18 protein-coding genes are annotated in these 16499 nt (G+C 28.2%); 1 reads left to right on the top strand and 17 read right to left on the bottom strand.

Annotated elements, in window-relative coordinates; genetic code table 11:
* Positions 1-3: 3 nt before the first annotated feature.
* The 13 genes from rplW to BU_RS02780 all read right to left on the bottom strand — a co-directional run bounded on the left by rplW (position 4) and on the right by BU_RS02780 (position 10284).
* On the bottom strand, positions 4-306 hold the full coding sequence (rplW, locus tag BU_RS02720; RefSeq protein ID WP_009874473.1) for a 50S ribosomal protein L23: 303 nt from the start codon (positions 304-306) through the stop codon (positions 4-6).
* The gene (rplD, locus tag BU_RS02725) at positions 303-908 is read right to left on the bottom strand and encodes a 50S ribosomal protein L4 (RefSeq protein WP_010896148.1); all 606 of its coding nucleotides are present in this window, start codon (positions 906-908) and stop codon (positions 303-305) included. The genes rplW and rplD overlap by 4 nt, the downstream gene beginning before the upstream one ends.
* 17 nt (positions 909-925) lie before the next feature.
* Positions 926-1555 (bottom strand): 50S ribosomal protein L3, encoded by a 630-nt coding sequence (gene rplC, locus BU_RS02730; protein ID WP_010896149.1) that lies wholly within the window; start codon positions 1553-1555, stop codon positions 926-928.
* A 30-nt stretch (positions 1556-1585) separates the two neighbouring features.
* Positions 1586-1897 carry a 30S ribosomal protein S10 gene (rpsJ, locus tag BU_RS02735; RefSeq protein WP_009874476.1) on the bottom strand — a complete coding sequence of 104 codons (312 nt, stop codon included), beginning with the start codon at positions 1895-1897 and terminating at the stop codon, positions 1586-1588.
* 331 nt (positions 1898-2228) lie between these two features.
* Positions 2229-3413: an elongation factor Tu gene (tuf, locus tag BU_RS02740; RefSeq protein ID WP_009874477.1), complete on the bottom strand. Its 1185-nt coding sequence runs from the start codon at positions 3411-3413 to the stop codon at positions 2229-2231.
* 67 nt (positions 3414-3480) lie between these two features.
* Positions 3481-5589: an elongation factor G gene (gene fusA / locus BU_RS02745; RefSeq protein WP_009874478.1), complete on the bottom strand. Its 2109-nt coding sequence runs from the start codon at positions 5587-5589 to the stop codon at positions 3481-3483.
* A 114-nt stretch (positions 5590-5703) separates the two neighbouring features.
* A complete protein-coding gene (gene rpsG, locus BU_RS02750; RefSeq protein ID WP_009874479.1) occupies positions 5704-6174 on the bottom strand; it encodes a 30S ribosomal protein S7 in 471 nt (156 codons plus the stop codon).
* Between the two features lie 41 nt (positions 6175-6215).
* The gene (gene rpsL, locus BU_RS02755; RefSeq protein WP_009874480.1) at positions 6216-6590 is read right to left on the bottom strand and encodes a 30S ribosomal protein S12; all 375 of its coding nucleotides are present in this window, start codon (positions 6588-6590) and stop codon (positions 6216-6218) included.
* A gap of 133 nt (positions 6591-6723) precedes the next feature.
* Complete coding sequence (gene tusB, locus BU_RS02760; protein WP_009874481.1) at positions 6724-7011, bottom strand: sulfurtransferase complex subunit TusB; 288 nt, start codon at positions 7009-7011, stop codon at positions 6724-6726.
* A gap of 11 nt (positions 7012-7022) precedes the next feature.
* Positions 7023-7382: a sulfurtransferase complex subunit TusC gene (gene tusC, locus BU_RS02765; protein ID WP_010896150.1), complete on the bottom strand. Its 360-nt coding sequence runs from the start codon at positions 7380-7382 to the stop codon at positions 7023-7025.
* Between the two features lie 18 nt (positions 7383-7400).
* Positions 7401-7787, bottom strand: a complete 387-nt coding sequence (tusD, locus tag BU_RS02770; protein WP_009874483.1) for a sulfurtransferase complex subunit TusD — start codon at positions 7785-7787, stop codon at positions 7401-7403.
* Between the two features lie 82 nt (positions 7788-7869).
* A complete protein-coding gene (fkpA, locus tag BU_RS02775; RefSeq protein WP_009874484.1) occupies positions 7870-8634 on the bottom strand; it encodes an FKBP-type peptidyl-prolyl cis-trans isomerase in 765 nt (254 codons plus the stop codon).
* Between the two features lie 423 nt (positions 8635-9057).
* Positions 9058-10284, bottom strand: coding sequence for an aspartate aminotransferase family protein (locus BU_RS02780; protein WP_010896152.1), 1227 nt, complete (start codon positions 10282-10284; stop codon positions 9058-9060).
* A 315-nt stretch (positions 10285-10599) separates the two neighbouring features.
* Between BU_RS02780 and tsgA the strand changes: the two genes are divergently transcribed.
* Positions 10600-11766 carry an MFS transporter TsgA gene (gene tsgA, locus BU_RS02785; protein ID WP_009874486.1) on the top strand — a complete coding sequence of 389 codons (1167 nt, stop codon included), beginning with the start codon at positions 10600-10602 and terminating at the stop codon, positions 11764-11766.
* Between the two features lie 61 nt (positions 11767-11827).
* Here the strand turns inward: tsgA and trpS are convergent, their stop codons facing one another.
* The 4 genes from trpS to aroK form a co-directional block, all read right to left on the bottom strand.
* Positions 11828-12835: a tryptophan--tRNA ligase gene (gene trpS, locus BU_RS02790; protein WP_010896153.1), complete on the bottom strand. Its 1008-nt coding sequence runs from the start codon at positions 12833-12835 to the stop codon at positions 11828-11830.
* 22 nt (positions 12836-12857) lie between these two features.
* Complete coding sequence (gene rpe / locus BU_RS02795) at positions 12858-13544, bottom strand: ribulose-phosphate 3-epimerase (RefSeq protein ID WP_009874488.1); 687 nt, start codon at positions 13542-13544, stop codon at positions 12858-12860.
* Between the two features lie 883 nt (positions 13545-14427).
* Positions 14428-15519 carry a 3-dehydroquinate synthase gene (gene aroB / locus BU_RS02800; protein WP_009874489.1) on the bottom strand — a complete coding sequence of 364 codons (1092 nt, stop codon included), beginning with the start codon at positions 15517-15519 and terminating at the stop codon, positions 14428-14430.
* A gap of 17 nt (positions 15520-15536) precedes the next feature.
* Positions 15537-16058 (bottom strand): shikimate kinase AroK, encoded by a 522-nt coding sequence (gene aroK / locus BU_RS02805; RefSeq protein ID WP_009874490.1) that lies wholly within the window; start codon positions 16056-16058, stop codon positions 15537-15539.
* Positions 16059-16499 lie beyond the last annotated feature (441 nt).

The raw sequence follows: 16499 nt of genomic DNA on the forward strand, positions 1-16499 counted from the left end.
CGACTACTCTGTATTACCTATGAAATCTAAATTACACCCTTTTTTAACTTTAATATAAGCTTTTTTCCAATGACTTCTCTGAATAATACGATTTGATTGACGCTTTTTTTTTCCTTTAACTTTTAATGTTTTTATACTATCAACATCGACATCAAATATTTTTTTTACTGCATATTTTATTTCATATTTAGTGGCGTTATTTAATACTTTTAAAACAACGGTATTAAATTTTTCCATAGATATAGATGTTTTTTCAGATACGTGTGGAGACAGAAGTATTTTAAGTAAACGTTCTTCAGAAATCATGAAAGTATCTCCTCTATTCTTTTCACTGCTTCAACAGTAATAACCACATGATCAAAAGCAATCAAACTAACAGGATCTATAGAATGCACATCTTTCACGTCTACTGAATATAAATTTCTAGATGCAAGAAATAAATTATTATCTATTTTATTAGTAACAATAAGAACATTTTTTAAATTTATATCTTTTAATTTCTGTACTAAAAGTTTTGTTTTAGGTGCATCTAATGAAAAATTCTCAAAAACTATTAATCTTTTTTGGCGTATTAATTCAGAAAAAATACTTTTTAATGCACCGCGATACATCTTTTTATTAACTTTTTGACTGTGTTCTTGCGGTTTTGCAGCAAATGTAACACCTCCTGATCGCCAAATTGGACTTCTAAAAGATCCTGCTCGTGCACGACCAGTGCCTTTTTGACGCCACGGCTTTCTACCTGATCCAGAAACTTCGGCACGACTTTTTTGTGCTCTAGTACCTTGACGGGTAGATGCTGAATAAGCAATAACGACTTGATGAATTAGAGCTTCATTAAAATCACGAGCAAAAATGATTTCAGAAACACTAAGAACATTTTGTACGTCTTTAACTACTAATTCCATGCTTTACTCCTCACTGCTCAAACCTTAATAGCTGGTTTAACGATAAGATCACTACCGGTAGCACCGGGAACAGCACCTTTCACCAAAAGAAGATTTCTATGTTCATCAATACGTACTATATTCAAACTTTGTACAGTAACGCGAGTATTTCCTAATTGTCCTGCCATTTTTTTGCCTTTAAATACTCTACCGGGCGTTTGATTTTGACCGATAGAACCAGGTACTCTATGGGATAAAGAATTTCCATGTGTTGCATCTTGTGTATGAAAATTCCAACGTTTTACTGTACCAGAGAAACCTTTTCCTTTGGAAATACCTGTTATATCAACTTTTTTGACATTGTTAAAAATGTTAATTGTAATACTTTGTCCAATTTTAAAATTGTTATTTTTATCGGTTCTAAATTCCCATAAACCACGACCAGGAGTTACACCAGATTTTAAAAAATGTCCGGATTGTGGTTTGTTTAATCTATTCGATTTTTTTATTCCAGTTGTTACTTGAATAGCACAATAGAGATCAGTATTTATATTTTTTACTTGTGTGATTCTATTTTCTTTTAATTCAATTACAGTGACAGGAATTGAAGTTCCTTCTTCAGTAAAAATACGAGTCATTCCAATTTTTTTGCCAACTAAACCAATCATTGATTGCACACCTTAATCATGTCTATCTGATTAACCTAAACTAATTTGCACATCCACACCCGCAGCAAGATCTAATCGCATAAGCGCGTCAACAGTCTTTTCAGTAGGTTCTACTATATCAATTAAGCGCTTATGTGTTCGAATTTCATATTGATCACGTGCGTCTTTATTTACATGTGGAGATACTAAAATAGTAAAACGTTCCTTACGAGTCGGAAGAGGAATTGGTCCACGTACTTGTGCTCCAGTTCTTTTTGCTGTTTCAACAATCTCTGTAGTTGATTGATCAATTAATCTATGATCAAAAGCTTTTAAACGAATACGAATTCTTTGGTTCTGCATCACACCAGAACTCCAATTATTTACACATTGAAAATTTAACCTTCTCTGAATAAATTTATATTACTCAAGAGTAGATGTAATTAAATACGACTATGTGGCCCCTATATCAGGAGTGTTGTTTTAAGGTTTACTTGTCTATGTAAAATATAAATTTTTTATGATTTATTTAAAAAAATATAAATGTATTATTAATATATGAATTTATTAAAAAAAACTAATTAGTTGTTTATACTATAATATAATACATATTAATCAAGAAAAGAGCATCTTATACTCTTTTCTTAATAAATTCAACTTTGATGTTAGTATAAAATAGCCTAAATATAAATTATTAAAGTAAAACTTTAGAAACTACACCTGCTCCAACAGTACGACCACCTTCACGTATAGCAAATCGCAATCCATCGGCCATTGCAATAGGATTAATTAAAGTAACAGTCATTTTTATATTATCTCCTGGCATAACCATTTCGATACCTTCAGGGAGTTCAATGGAACCTGTTACATCAGTAGTTCTAAAATAAAACTGAGGACGATATCCTTTAAAAAATGGAGTATGACGCCCACCTTCTTCTTTGGATAGAACATAAACTTCAGACTCAAATGTTGTATGTGGATGAATACTACCTGGTTTAGCTAAAACTTGACCTCTTTCAATTTCATCACGCTTTGTACCACGAAGTAAAACTCCTACATTTTCTCCAGCGCGACCTTCATCTAACAATTTCCTGAACATTTCTACGCCTGTACAAGTAGTTTTAGTTGTTTTTTTAATTCCTACGATTTCAACTTCTTCGCCTACTTTAATTATACCTTTTTCTACTCGACCAGTTACTACTGTGCCTCTTCCTGATATAGAAAAAACATCTTCTATTGGCAATAAAAAAGGCTGATCTACTGCTCTTTTTGGTTCAGGGATATAGCTATCTAAAAATTTAGATAAATCAATTATTTTTGATTCCCATTCAGGATCGCCTTCCAATGCTTTTAATGCTGAACCACGAATGATAGGAGTATCATCTCCAGGAAAATCGTATTGTGTCAATAAATCACGAACTTCCATTTCGACTAATTCAAGTAATTCCTCGTCATCTACCATATCACACTTATTAAGGAAAACAATAATATATGGAACGCCTACTTGTCTTCCGAGTAAAATATGTTCACGAGTTTGAGGCATTGGACCATCAGTTGCTGCTACGACTAAAATAGCACCATCCATTTGAGCAGCGCCCGTAATCATATTTTTTATATAATCGGCATGACCTGGACAATCTACGTGAGCATAATGTCTAAACTCAGTATCATATTCTACATGAGAAGTGTTAATTGTAATACCTCTTGCTTTTTCTTCTGGTGCATTGTCTATCTGATCAAAAGCACGTGCAGAACCACCAAATTTTTTAGATAAAACAGTCGTAATGGCTGCTGTTAAAGTAGTTTTTCCGTGATCTACGTGACCGATAGTACCCACATTTATATGGGGTTTTAAACGTTGAAATTTTTCTTTAGACATTTTTTTTTCCTTATATAAAATATCTGTTTTTAAATAAGAATATTGTATACAATATAGAATTAAACTTCTACTTTTCTCTTCTTTCAATAATATCTTTAGAAATATTAAATGGAGCTTCTATATATTTTAAAAATTCCATCGAATAAGAAGCTCTTCCTTGAGTTTGAGAACGTAAATCAGTAGCATAACCAAACATTTCAGATAAAGGAACACATGCATTAATTATTTTACTAATAGACAAATCTTTCATACCTTCAATAATACCTCTTCGGCGATTTAAATCACCTATAACATCTCCCATATAGTCATCTGGCGTTTCTACTTCTACTTTCATAATTGGTTCTAATAAAATTGGTTTTGCTTGTTTAAAACCCTTTTTAAATGCCGCAGAAGCTGCTAATTTAAAAGCTAATTCAGATGAATCAACATCATGATAAGAACCAAAATAAAGACGTACTCCAATATCAACTACAGGATAACCAGCTAAAGGTCCGCATTTTAATTGTTCTTGAATTCCTTTATCAATTGCTGAAATATATTCGCTAGGTATAACTCCTCCTTTTATATCATTAACAAATAAATATCCTTCACCTCCTGGCTGTAATGGAAATAGTTCTATAACAACATGACCATATTGACCTCTTCCACCTGACTGTTTAATATGCTTACCTTCAATATCTTCAACTTTATTAAGAATAGTTTCACGATATGCTACTTGAGGTTTACCGACATTAGCATCGACACTAAACTCTCGTTTCATACGATCAATAATAATTTCTAAATGTAATTCCCCCATGCCAGAAATGATTGTTTGATTAGATTCTTGATCAGTTCGCACTCGAAAAGAAGGATCTTCTTTTGCTAGTCGTCCTAATGCTAAACCCATTTTTTCTTGATCAACTTTAGTTTTAGGTTCCACAGAAATAGATATCACTGGTTCTGGAAATTCCATACGTTCTAATATAATCGGATCATTTAAATCGCATAAAGTATCACCAGTAGTTACATCTTTTAAACCAATAGCTGCAGCTATATCTCCTGCATATACTTCTTTTATTTCTTCCCTTTTATTGGCATGCATTTGAACAATTCTACCAAATCTTTCTCTCTGAGACTTTGCAGAATTAAATACAGTATCTCCGGATTTTACCACTCCTGAGTAAACACGGAAAAAAGTCAAATTACCGACAAAAGGATCACTCGCAATTTTAAAGGCTAAAGCAGAAAAAGGTGCTTTATCATCTGAATTTCTAATAGCTGGAGTTTGTTCAACATCATTTAAAATCCCCTTGATATCCTGGATATCATTAGGAGCAGGTAAAAATTCAATTATTGCATCTAATAATGCTTGTACCCCTTTATTTTTAAAAGCTGATCCACAGGTAATCAATACAATCTCGTTATTTAAAGCTCGTTTCCGTAATGCAGATTTAATTTCACTTTCAGATAATCGATCTCCGTTTAAATATTTTTCTAAAAGATCTTCATTAGATTCTACTGCAGACTCAATTAAATTTTGATTCCATTTTTTCGATAATTCGATCATTTCCGGAGGAATATCGTTGTAAACAAAGGTTACACCTTGATCAGAGTCTTTCCAATGAACAGCTTTCATTTTAATCAAATCAACAACACCAACAAAAGTATCTTCTGCTCCAATTGCTAACTGTAAAGGAACAGGATTAGCACCCAAACGTATTTTAATTTGTTTTACTACTTTTAAAAAATTAGCTCCCATACGATCCATTTTATTCACAAATGCTATACGAGGAACATTATATTTATTCGCTTGACGCCATACAGTTTCTGATTGTGGTTGCACACCTCCAACTGCACAATATACCATAACAGCGCCATCTAGCACTCGCATTGAACGTTCTACTTCTATAGTAAAATCAACATGTCCAGGTGTGTCAATGATGTTAATCCTATGGGGTTTGAATTGTTTAGCCATTCCGCTCCAGAAGGTAGTAGTAGCTGCAGAGGTAATAGTAATTCCTCTTTCTTGTTCTTGTTCCATCCAATCCATAGTAGCTGCGCCATCGTGAACTTCCCCTATTTTATGATTAATTCCTGTATAAAATAAGATTCTTTCAGTAGTAGTTGTTTTTCCTGCATCTATATGTGCACTTATACCAATATTACGATATCGAGAAATAGGTGTTGTACGAGACATTATCTTTCTCTTATTTTTAGGTTTTAAAAAATTGAGTCTCATAAACTCAATTGAGATAATTGCCTCAATATAATTTATAAGTAATACAAAAAACGATATAAAAATCTAATATTATCACCAACGATAATGAGCAAAAGCCTTATTAGCCTCAGCCATTCGATGTACTTCTTCTCTTTTTTTTACTGCTGTTCCTTTATTTTCTAAAGCATCATAAAGTTCATTTGATAAACGTAAAGACATAGATTTATCGACACGCTTGCGGGCGGATTCTACAATCCAACGCATCGCTAAAGCATTGCGCCGTACTGGACGAACTTCAACAGGAACTTGATATGTTGAACCGCCAACTCGACGAGACTTTACTTCGACTGTTGGACGTACATTTTCTAAAGCTATTTCAAAAGCTTCTAATTCTTTTTTATCTGTACGTTTAGATAAATTTTTTAATGCAGTATATACAATAACTTCGGCAATAGATTTTTTACCATCTATCATGAGAATATTAATAAATTTAGCTAGTAATTCTGAAGAAAACTTTGGATCTGGTAAAATTTTTCGAGTACCAATAATACGACGACGTGGCATAAAAAGCTCCATTTAATGAAAAGTATAAAAAGAAAAATTTTTTATTTTTTTGGTTTTTTAACACCATATTTAGAACGACCCTGTTTACGCTCTTTAACACCTGCACAATCTAAGGAGCCTCTAACAATATGATATCGAACACCAGGTAAATCTTTAACACGACCACCTCGTATTAAAATAACAGAATGTTCTTGTAAATTATGACCTTCACCTCCAATATATGCAGTTACTTCAAAACCATTAGTTAATCTTACACGACATACCTTACGTAATGCTGAATTAGGCTTTTTAGGTGTAGTAGTATATACTCTAGTACAAACACCTCTTTTTTGAGGGCTTTTTCCCAGAGCAGGAACGTTACTTTTGATGACTTTTCTTACACGAGGTTTACGGACCAATTGATTTACTGTGGCCATAAAAAAACTCCTATTATTTCAATGGATTTTTGAAAAATTGTCAAAATAATATAAAATAAAAAATTATTCTTTATTATCATGAAGAATTTTAAGATTGGATATTTAAATTAAATCAAATTTAACTCAGTATTTTTTACCAAGTCATTTGTTTTTTATGTTTAAGTGTTAATGAAACGAAATGGATATAATTGATTAAAATAAATTCTCTAGAAATATTTTTTCTGATTCCTCGCGCATAAACATCTTCTTTTATAAGATATAATTTCACTGGAGACATAATTATACTCTTTAAAAAAATATTATCTTTTAATGCAATTAGCACACCATCTTGAAGAGCTAAAAAATCATCTGATTTTTTTAACATACTTATCACAAGAGAAACATTAGTCTCAAAAGGAGATTTCATTAAAGTATGCAACATGTTTATCAACCTTAAAAATTGATAATTGCGTCATAATTATCTAGTTTTAAACGCAAATTATACGAATCTAATACATCTATATTCAGTATAAAATTATTATTATTATTTAATCCTCGTTCAAGCAATGATGCCTTACAACAATAAAGATCTTTTATATTATATAAAGATAGTATAGAAAAAGAGGAAGTATAATTGCGAGCTAAAATATGTTCTGGTTGTTGGTTTTTTATTAATTGCAAAACACCGTCACCAATAAAAAAAACACTTATTTTTTTAAAAATTGATGAAATGCTAAAAATGGCATCCAAACCTTCTCTACCTAAACTAATCCCGTGTGGTGCATGAGAAAAAACAAAAGCTACCATTTTCATTTTAATAAATATACCAAATTAAAATTGTATTATGCGGTCACATATTTTTATAGATTTAGCTAATTCTATTAAACCACTTAATTGAAAAGAAAGCGCTAAATTACCCTTCTTAACATTCATATTAAATAATTTTTCATCTTCTATTACACCTCTTCTTAAAGCTGCACTATTACAAACATATAATTTTACTTGATGTTTTTTGTTTAATCCTTGCCATGCGTTAATCAAATTGAACTCATCAATAGCTGGTGTAGTCATATTATTAGCATTAAGTACTCCATCACAATAAAAAAAAACACTATGTAATATATGTTTAGTTTTTAATAAAGATTGACAAAATAAAAAAGCAGTACTTGAATTTTGTGTTCCATAAGGTGGACCAGTTACTAATATTGTATAATTCATTTTAAAAATCTTGTACCAAAAACTTAGAAAATTAATATTTAATTATATCATATTTTAAAATTTAATAGTTATTATAAGTATACTATACTCCATTAACTACATCTAATAGTTCTATATCAAAGATGAGAGTAGAATTTGCTGGAATACCATTAACTTCTTCTGTTCCATATGCCAAGTTGGGAGGTATTACTAATTTTATTTTACCGCCTTTCTTTATATATTTTAATCCTTCTTTCCAGCCTAAGATAACATCTTTTAATCTTAGAGATACAGGTCTACCTCTTTTGTAAGAATTATCAAATTCCAAACCATTAATTAGTGTACCTTTATAATGAACAGTGATTTTCGTCTCGTCTTTTAATGCTTCTCCTTCTCCAGCTCTTTCTAAAAGATATAGAAGACCACTAGACGTTTTTTTTACACCCTTTAATTTAGAAAAATTTTTCATATATAATTCTCCTTGAATAAAATTTTCTTTTGCGTTTTTTTTCAATTGAATTTTAGTCGCATGTTTTAATTTTTTTTCTAGTTCTTTTAGACCCGAAGAAATATCTTGATGCGAGAGTTTTAAATTTCCAGATATAGCATCTTGTATTCCTTTTAAAAGACTATTCCTATCTAACTCGATTCCTATTTTTTTTTGTTTTTCAAAAGTTTGGTTTACATAATTACCGAAGGATAGACCTAAAATATAACCTAACTTTTCATTATTATTATGAAATGTATTTTTTGTTTCTAAAACAGATTGCAAATGTATATCTGATATAGGCGCTGAAATTGAAAAAGATTTTGGAACATATAATATCATCAAAAATAATATTATTCTTTTGAAAATAAAAAAAATCATTTATAACTCCAAAAAACATGAAATGTTAAATATTTTATTATCAATATATTTTCTATATAGTATATTTTTTTAAAAAATTTTTAAATATTTTTTTAAAATACAACAATAATAAATATTAAATACTTTCTTTCAAAAAAAAAAATTAATTCATTTTATTATTATTTTCCCTTTAAATTTAAAAAAATTTTTAACTAGCACTGCAAAAAACATTTACGAGACTGTTGTGATGACAAATAAAAGACAAGATTCATAGAAAAAATAATATAGAAATGAGATGTCATTAAAGTTCACTAAAAGATGATAAAACATATTAATCATTTTCGAGAAAAATAATAATGATAGGAGTCTGATTATGATCACATGATTAATTTTGAAGAAATTATTTTTTATAAAATAAATTTTCAGTAATCGTAAAAATAAAATTTACTCTTTTCTAGATAAATATTTTTCTAAAGCACGATAAAAACGTTTCATACCTTCAATAATATCTAATTCTTTAATAATTAATGAAGGTGCTAAACGAATAACATTATTACCTGCTGTAAGAAAAATCACACCTTCTGAAAGTGAAAAATTTAATATTTTATGAATATTACGAGAAACATTTGGTTTTAATACAATACCAATTAATAACCCTCTTCCTCTTATTTCTGTAAATAATTTAAAACGTTTATTAATAATATTTAATTCAGATATTATTTTTTTAGATTTTTTTTCGACTCCAGACAAAACTTTTTTAGTGTTAATAATATCAATAACCGATTCTGCTACCGCACAAGCAAGAGGGTTTCCTCCATATGTGGTACCATGTATTCCAGGCGCAATTACAGAAGCAACTTCATTTGTAGTTAACATGGCACTTATCGGAAACCCACCGCCTAAAGATTTAGCAATAGTTAAAATATCTGGAGTAATAGCATAATATTCATAATAAAATAATTTTCCAGTTCTACCAATTCCAGTTTGTATTTCATCAAAAATTAAAAGTACATTATATTGTTTGCATAACTCTTTTAATGCTTGCACAAAAGTGAGATTTGCTGGTATTACTCCACCTTCTCCCTGAATTAGTTCTACAACTACTGCACATGTATCATGATCAATTAAATTTTTTACACTATTAATATCATTAAATGAAGCATGTACTATACCTGCAGGTTTTGGTCCAAAATTATTAGAATATTTTGATTGACCTCCAACTGAAACAGTAAAAAAAGTCCGTCCATGAAATGAGTTATAAAAAGAAATAATTTTATTTTTTTTAAAATTATATATTTTAGATGAGTAATAACGTGCTAGCTTAAAAGCAGCTTCGTTCGCTTCTGCTCCAGAATTTGCAAAAAATATTCGTGATGCAAAACTAGAAGAAAGTAGCTTTTTAGCTAATCTAAGAGCTGGTTCATTGGTAAAAATGTTACTGAGATGCCATAACATTTTACTTTGATTTTTTAATGTTTTATTTAATATAGGATGACAGTGTCCTAACGATGTAACTGCAATACCCCCAGAAAAATCAATATATTCCTTTCCTTTTTGATCCCATATACGACTGCCTTTACCTTTTATAGGAATAAAAGGAATTGGATTGTAAATAGGTAAAATCAACTTATCGAAATTATCGCGTGTAATTAAGGTTTTTTTTGATATCATTAAACTTCCTAAAATATATTTGTTACAATAAAAATATTATTAAAAATTATTTTGATAAATAAATAAGAAATTTATAAAAATTTTTAAAAGAAAATATACATTATATTTTATTACAATTAAACTTATTTTCTTGACAAGACCAAAAGAAATATTAATTTTTTATTTAAATTTAATGTGTAAAAGAGTATTTTTATATAATACGCATTATATATTTAATTTTTATACAATATTACATAATATATTGAAAAATATAAAAAAAATATAATATATATAAATTATATTTTTACGAAAATTTATCAGAAAAGGTGATAAAAAATGACAAACATCAATCGAATAGGACTTACATGGATTAGTTTTTTGTCATATGCATTTACCGGTGCATTAGTTGTTGTCACAGGGATGATAATGGGGAATATTTCTAATTATTTTCATTTATCTATTTCTCAGATGAGTAACATATTTACTTTTTTAAATGCAGGAATATTAGTATCGATTTTTATAAATTCTTGGTTAATAGAAATTATATCATTAAAAAAACAACTAATATTTAGTTTTATACTTACTATTATCGCCGTAATAGGAATAGTTCTATGTAACAGTATATTTTTATTTTCAATAAATATGTTTATACTTGGATTGGTAAGCGGTATTACTATGTCAATTGGAACATTTATTATTACTCATCTATATTCAGGATCAAAAAGAGGTTCTCTATTATTATTAACTGACTCTTTTTTTAGTATGTCTGGTATGATATTTCCAATTGTTACAGCGTATCTTTTAGAAAAAAAAATTATTTGGTATTGGTCTTATATATGCATAGGAGCAATATATTTATTAATTTTTCTATTAACAATTAATTCCAGTTTTGAAAAATTCAAAACTAATACGAAAAATTCTAAAGAAACAAAAGAAAAATGGAACTTTAATGTATTTTTATTGTCGATTTCAGCATTATTGTATATATTAGGACAATTAGGATTTATTTCCTGGGTACCACAATATGCTACTGAAATCATGAATATTGATATAAAAAAAACTGGTAGTTTAGTGAGTGGTTTTTGGATGTCTTATATGCTTGGAATGTGGTTTTTTAGTTTTATAATTAAATTTTTTAATCTATATCGTATGTTTATTTTTCTTACAAGCATGTCTACAATACTTATGTATTGTTTTATTAAAAGTGAAAATTTTTTAAATCAGCAATATATAATTATTAGTTTAGGTTTCTTCTCGAGTGCAATTTATACTATAATTATTACATTAGCATCTTTGCAAACTAAACATCCTTCTCCAAAATTAATAAACTTAATTTTATTATTCGGAACAATTGGAACATTTCTTACATTTATTATAACTAGTCCGATAGTTGAAGCAAAGGGATTATACGTTACTTTAATTAGTTCAAATATATTATATGGTATAGTATTTTTTCTATCTATTTTGATTTATTTTAACAAAAAATACGAAAGAGTTATATAAAAATTATTTATAATAAAAAATATCTGCATTAAAAATAAACTAGAAGAAAATTCTGGTTTATTTAAAATAATGGAATTAATCCTAATTTATCATATACTTTTGTTAAAGTTTTATTAGATTTTAATTGAGATTTCATGGCGCCTTCATAAGCTATCTTTTTTAAATAAACTTCATCATTACGATAATCATTATAAGATTTTTGTAATTTATATAAAAATTTAGACAAGTGATCTGCAACAATATTTTTGAACTCTGAGTATAGCATACCTTCTAGTTCTTTGAGTAAAATATCAATATCTTTATTAGTAATGGCTGAAAGAATTTCTAATAAATTTGAAATACCTGGTTTCTTTTCTATATCATAGTATATTTTCGATGGTGTTTCTGAATCAGTATAAGCGTTTTGTATTTTTGAGATAACAGTTTTTATATCGTCTAATAAAAAAATTACATTCTTTTTATTTATATCCGATTTAGACATTTTTTTACTTGGTTCTAATAAAGACATAATTTTAGAACCATGTTGAGTAATTAATGGTTTAGGTAATGTGAATACATGACCATATAAAGAATTAAAACGATGAGCTATATTTCGTGTTAATTCTACATGCTGTTTTTGATCTTGCCCTACCGGAACAAAATTAGTTTGATATAGTAAAATATCTGCTGCCATCAAAATCGGATAATTAAATAAAGCTGCATTTATTTTTTTTGAACAATTGCTTTTTATCTTAAATTGTGTCATACGAAGTAATTCTGAAAATTGACTAAAACAATTTAAAATCCAATTCAGTTGGCTATGTTGGTAAACATGAGATTGAATGAAAATAATGCTTTTTTGGGGATCTACACCACAGGATAAATAAAAAGATATTGTATCTAGTATAGATTTATTTAAATGAATTTTATTTTTCTGTATAGTCAACGCATGTAAATCAGCAATACAGTACAGACACTCATAATTATTTTGCATTTTCGACCAATGACGCATTGTTCCTATATAGTTTCCAATAGTCAAGTTTCCGGAAGGTTGTACAGCACTAAGTAAAATAGGTTTCGATAAAATCATTTTATATTTCCTAAATAAAATGTTAGTGAATAGACCTAGAATGAGCGTATTCCAATTTTTTTCGAATTTTTTCAATAACAAGTTTATAATTAGAATATTTAAACAATCCAGACCCCATAACAAAAACATTAGCTCCAGCACACGCAATATCTGCAATATTGTCTAATTTTACACCACCATCTACTTCTAAAAGAATATCAGAAAAATTAGCATCAATAATTTTTCTTACTTCACGTAATTTATTAAATGTAGATGGTAGAAAAGATTGATTTCCAAATCCTGGATTTACTGACATTAATAAAATTAAATCTAATTTTTCTAATATATAATCAAGAAAATTAAGAGGTGTAGCAGGGTTAAATGCCAATCCCGCTTTGCATCCGTTTTCTTTAATTAAATTTAATGTTCGTTCAATATGAAGTGTAGCTTCTGGATGAAAGGTAATAAAAGTTGCTCCTGCTTTAGCAAATTGAGGGATTAAATTATCCACTGGTTTCACCATTAAATGAACATCGATTGGTGCCGTAATATTATAATTACGTAATGATTCTAAGATCATAGGTCCCATGCTTAAGTTTGGTACATAGTGATTATCCATAACATCAAAATGTATTAAATCACTTCCTGCATCTATTACTTTTTTTATATCTTCTCCTAAGCGTGCAAAATCAGCGGATAAAATTGATGGAGCTAAAAAAAACTTATTCATCTTAATTGTCCTGTCTTTAACTTATATTAAGTTATTATAATAATGATTTTTTCTAATGTTTTTCAGTATAAAAAAATAGAACACTGGGATTTTATAAAATTAAAAAATTTTTATATAATACAAGAGCTAGTCAAAAACATCTTGATTTAATCAAAAAAAGAAGTAGATTTTTAAATAGATTCCATAAATAATACTAATCTTTTTTTATAAAAATAAAAATAATTAATATTCTATCTAGTATAATTCTTATATTTAGATAAAAAAAGTAGATTCGAGGATATCAAGAAATAAATTTTTATTTTTAATTTAGTATCATAAGAAGGATGGATAAAAACTGATTTTAAATATCTTCAAACAATTGTTATAATTTTTTATAACCCTGATAAACAGACACCAAACTTCATTTTCATGTTGATATCATCTGCTATTAGGAGTATCTATTTAAATGCAGATATATTTTTGTGCATTATAATTATTAAAGCTACTATTTAACATATAAAAAAGTATAGAATAAATATAAAGATAATAATTATATTTAATGTGTAAAATCATAATGTAGAAAATGTAAATAGTATATCAAATGTACTTTTTTCTAAAAAAATTTTAATAGTATCGTCTGATATTCCACAATTTCTCCTTGCTAACTTTAAAATAGAGAATTTTTATAAAGTATTTACATACTTATATTAATTGTTTTAAAATAGCAATATTTTAAAAAATATTGTTTTTACTCTCCATAGTTTTATTTTTATAGTTTAAAATATATTAATTATAAAATTATGTAATTTCTTCTTAAAAGAATAAAACTATAAGAGCAAAATAGTAAAAGCTACATAATTATATATGATATATAAATAATTTTAATAGTTTAGATGGTCAAAATTTATTGAGAATGTTTAATAGCGGTTAAAATAATATTTTTATCTATATTGCTATAAATTTCTGCTTTTCCAATAGAAAGTGGTAAAACTAATCTCATTTCTCCCGAAATTACTTTTTTATCTCTCATCATATAGGGAAGATATGAAGCAGCAGACATGTTTTTCGGTCCCTTTATGGGTAGACCGGTTCTTTTTAATAATACAAGTATTCTTTTAAAATCTATTGTTTTTAAGTGTCCTAGCAATTCGGATGTACGTGCAGCCATAACCATTCCTACTGATATTGCCTCCCCATGAAGCCAATTGCCATAACCCGCGTGAACTTCAATAGCGTGACCATATGTATGACCAAGGTTTAATAATGCTCTTAAATTATTTTCTCTTTCATCTAAAGCAATTAATTGTGATTTTAATTCACAACACTTCTTTATACAATAAGACATGGCTGTATGATTAAGAGATAAAATAGATTCAATGTTTTCTTCTAACCAACAAAAAAACGTTTTATCAAAAACAATAGCATATTTGATTACTTCTGCCATACCAGATACTAATTCATTATATGGTAGGGTCTTCAGACAATCAATATCAATAATCACTGAAGACGGTTGCCAAAAAGAGCCAATCATATTTTTTCCAAGTAAATGATTAACGGCTGTCTTTCCACCAACAGATGCATCAACTTGAGATAAAAGAGTAGTCGGTATTTGAATAAAACGTACACCTCTCTGATAAACAGAAGCAGCAAAGCCAGCTAAATCACCTATGACACCTCCACCTAATGCAATTAAAGTTGTATCACGAGCGTGCTTTTTTTCTAATAAAGCAGAAATAATCAACTCCATCTCATTTAATGTTTTATATTGTTCGCCATCTGATAAAATTACTTGATCTATCTTAATTCCGGATTTTCTTAAATGATAAAAAACTTTATCTTTCAAAAGATTAGCTAGTGTTTTATTGGTCACTAGCATTGCTTGATCTCCGGGTTTTAAAGGCCAGAAAATATCATCTTCTTGAATAATACCAGCTCCTATACTAATAGGATAACTGCGTTCTCCTAGAACAACTTGCAATCGTTCCACAATTTTCATACTCCATAAATTCTTTATTATATTTCTTCTAATAAACGAATTATATTAAAAGCTACAGATTTAGCACTTTGATCATCAGTTTTAACTTTTATATCTGCAATTTCTTCATAGAAAGGATTTCTTTCATAAGCTAAATTTTCTAATATCATCCGATTTGAATCAGCATTCTGCAACAAGGGTCTTTTTTTATCTCTCTTAGTACGTGCTAATTGTTTCTCAATAGTAGTTTCTAAATAAACTACAATACCACGAGATGACAAAAAATTACGAGTTTCTCTAAATTTAACTGAACCTCCTCCTGTAGCAAGAACAATACCCTGTTTAGTAGTTAATTCATCAATAACTCTTTGTTCTCTCAAACGAAAACCACTTTCACCCTCTACATCAAAAACCCAACTTATATCAGCACCAGTACGTTTTTCAATTTCTTGATCGGAGTCAAAAAATTCCATATTAAGTTGTTGAGATAATTGACGACCAATAGTGCTTTTCCCAGCACCCATGGGCCCAACTAGAAAAATATTTCGTTTTTCTGCCATATTTTTATTACTAAGATAATTCGTTAATAATACCAATGCTCAGCATACTTTGCTGGCAGGACATGAACACACGTTGAAAATAGAACAAAGTTAATTATTTTTTAAATAAATTAAAAATCATTTTAAAATGTAAAAATATTATGTAAATTTCTATATTAAAAAACATTAATAAAATTATTTTAAATTAACGAGTGATGTATATTTTAAAAAAATTGTATTATTTTTTCATTAATAAATTTAATCCTTCTTATTAGTACACTAAAAAGATAAAAATAATGATTTTTTAAAAAATATATTCTATCAGAATCAGTATAATTTTTTCTATTTTTATTTTAAATAAAAACAATTTTTCTACTTACTATAAAAAAAATATTAGATATCTTTCAATAAAGATATAATACAAAATCAGTAAAAACTTGACGTAGTTTCTCTTTTTATATT

Source organism: Buchnera aphidicola str. APS (Acyrthosiphon pisum) (genome assembly GCF_000009605.1).
GTDB classification, from domain to species: domain Bacteria; phylum Pseudomonadota; class Gammaproteobacteria; order Enterobacterales; family Enterobacteriaceae; genus Buchnera; species Buchnera aphidicola_I.

Coding starts and splice junctions, on each gene's coding strand:
- rplW (WP_009874473.1), bottom strand. CDS start 306: ATGATTTCTGAAGAACGTTTACTTAAAATACTTCTGTCTCCACACGTA.
- rplD (WP_010896148.1), bottom strand. CDS start 908: ATGGAATTAGTAGTTAAAGACGTACAAAATGTTCTTAGTGTTTCTGAA.
- rplC (WP_010896149.1), bottom strand. CDS start 1,555: ATGATTGGTTTAGTTGGCAAAAAAATTGGAATGACTCGTATTTTTACT.
- rpsJ (WP_009874476.1), bottom strand. CDS start 1,897: ATGCAGAACCAAAGAATTCGTATTCGTTTAAAAGCTTTTGATCATAGA.
- tuf (WP_009874477.1), bottom strand. CDS start 3,413: ATGTCTAAAGAAAAATTTCAACGTTTAAAACCCCATATAAATGTGGGT.
- fusA (WP_009874478.1), bottom strand. CDS start 5,589: ATGTCTCGTACAACACCTATTTCTCGATATCGTAATATTGGTATAAGT.
- rpsG (WP_009874479.1), bottom strand. CDS start 6,174: ATGCCACGTCGTCGTATTATTGGTACTCGAAAAATTTTACCAGATCCA.
- rpsL (WP_009874480.1), bottom strand. CDS start 6,590: ATGGCCACAGTAAATCAATTGGTCCGTAAACCTCGTGTAAGAAAAGTC.
- tusB (WP_009874481.1), bottom strand. CDS start 7,011: ATGTTGCATACTTTAATGAAATCTCCTTTTGAGACTAATGTTTCTCTT.
- tusC (WP_010896150.1), bottom strand. CDS start 7,382: ATGAAAATGGTAGCTTTTGTTTTTTCTCATGCACCACACGGGATTAGT.
- tusD (WP_009874483.1), bottom strand. CDS start 7,787: ATGAATTATACAATATTAGTAACTGGTCCACCTTATGGAACACAAAAT.
- fkpA (WP_009874484.1), bottom strand. CDS start 8,634: ATGATTTTTTTTATTTTCAAAAGAATAATATTATTTTTGATGATATTA.
- BU_RS02780 (WP_010896152.1), bottom strand. CDS start 10,284: ATGATATCAAAAAAAACCTTAATTACACGCGATAATTTCGATAAGTTG.
- tsgA (WP_009874486.1), top strand. CDS start 10,600: ATGACAAACATCAATCGAATAGGACTTACATGGATTAGTTTTTTGTCA.
- trpS (WP_010896153.1), bottom strand. CDS start 12,835: ATGATTTTATCGAAACCTATTTTACTTAGTGCTGTACAACCTTCCGGA.
- rpe (WP_009874488.1), bottom strand. CDS start 13,544: ATGAATAAGTTTTTTTTAGCTCCATCAATTTTATCCGCTGATTTTGCA.
- aroB (WP_009874489.1), bottom strand. CDS start 15,519: ATGAAAATTGTGGAACGATTGCAAGTTGTTCTAGGAGAACGCAGTTAT.
- aroK (WP_009874490.1), bottom strand. CDS start 16,058: ATGGCAGAAAAACGAAATATTTTTCTAGTTGGGCCCATGGGTGCTGGG.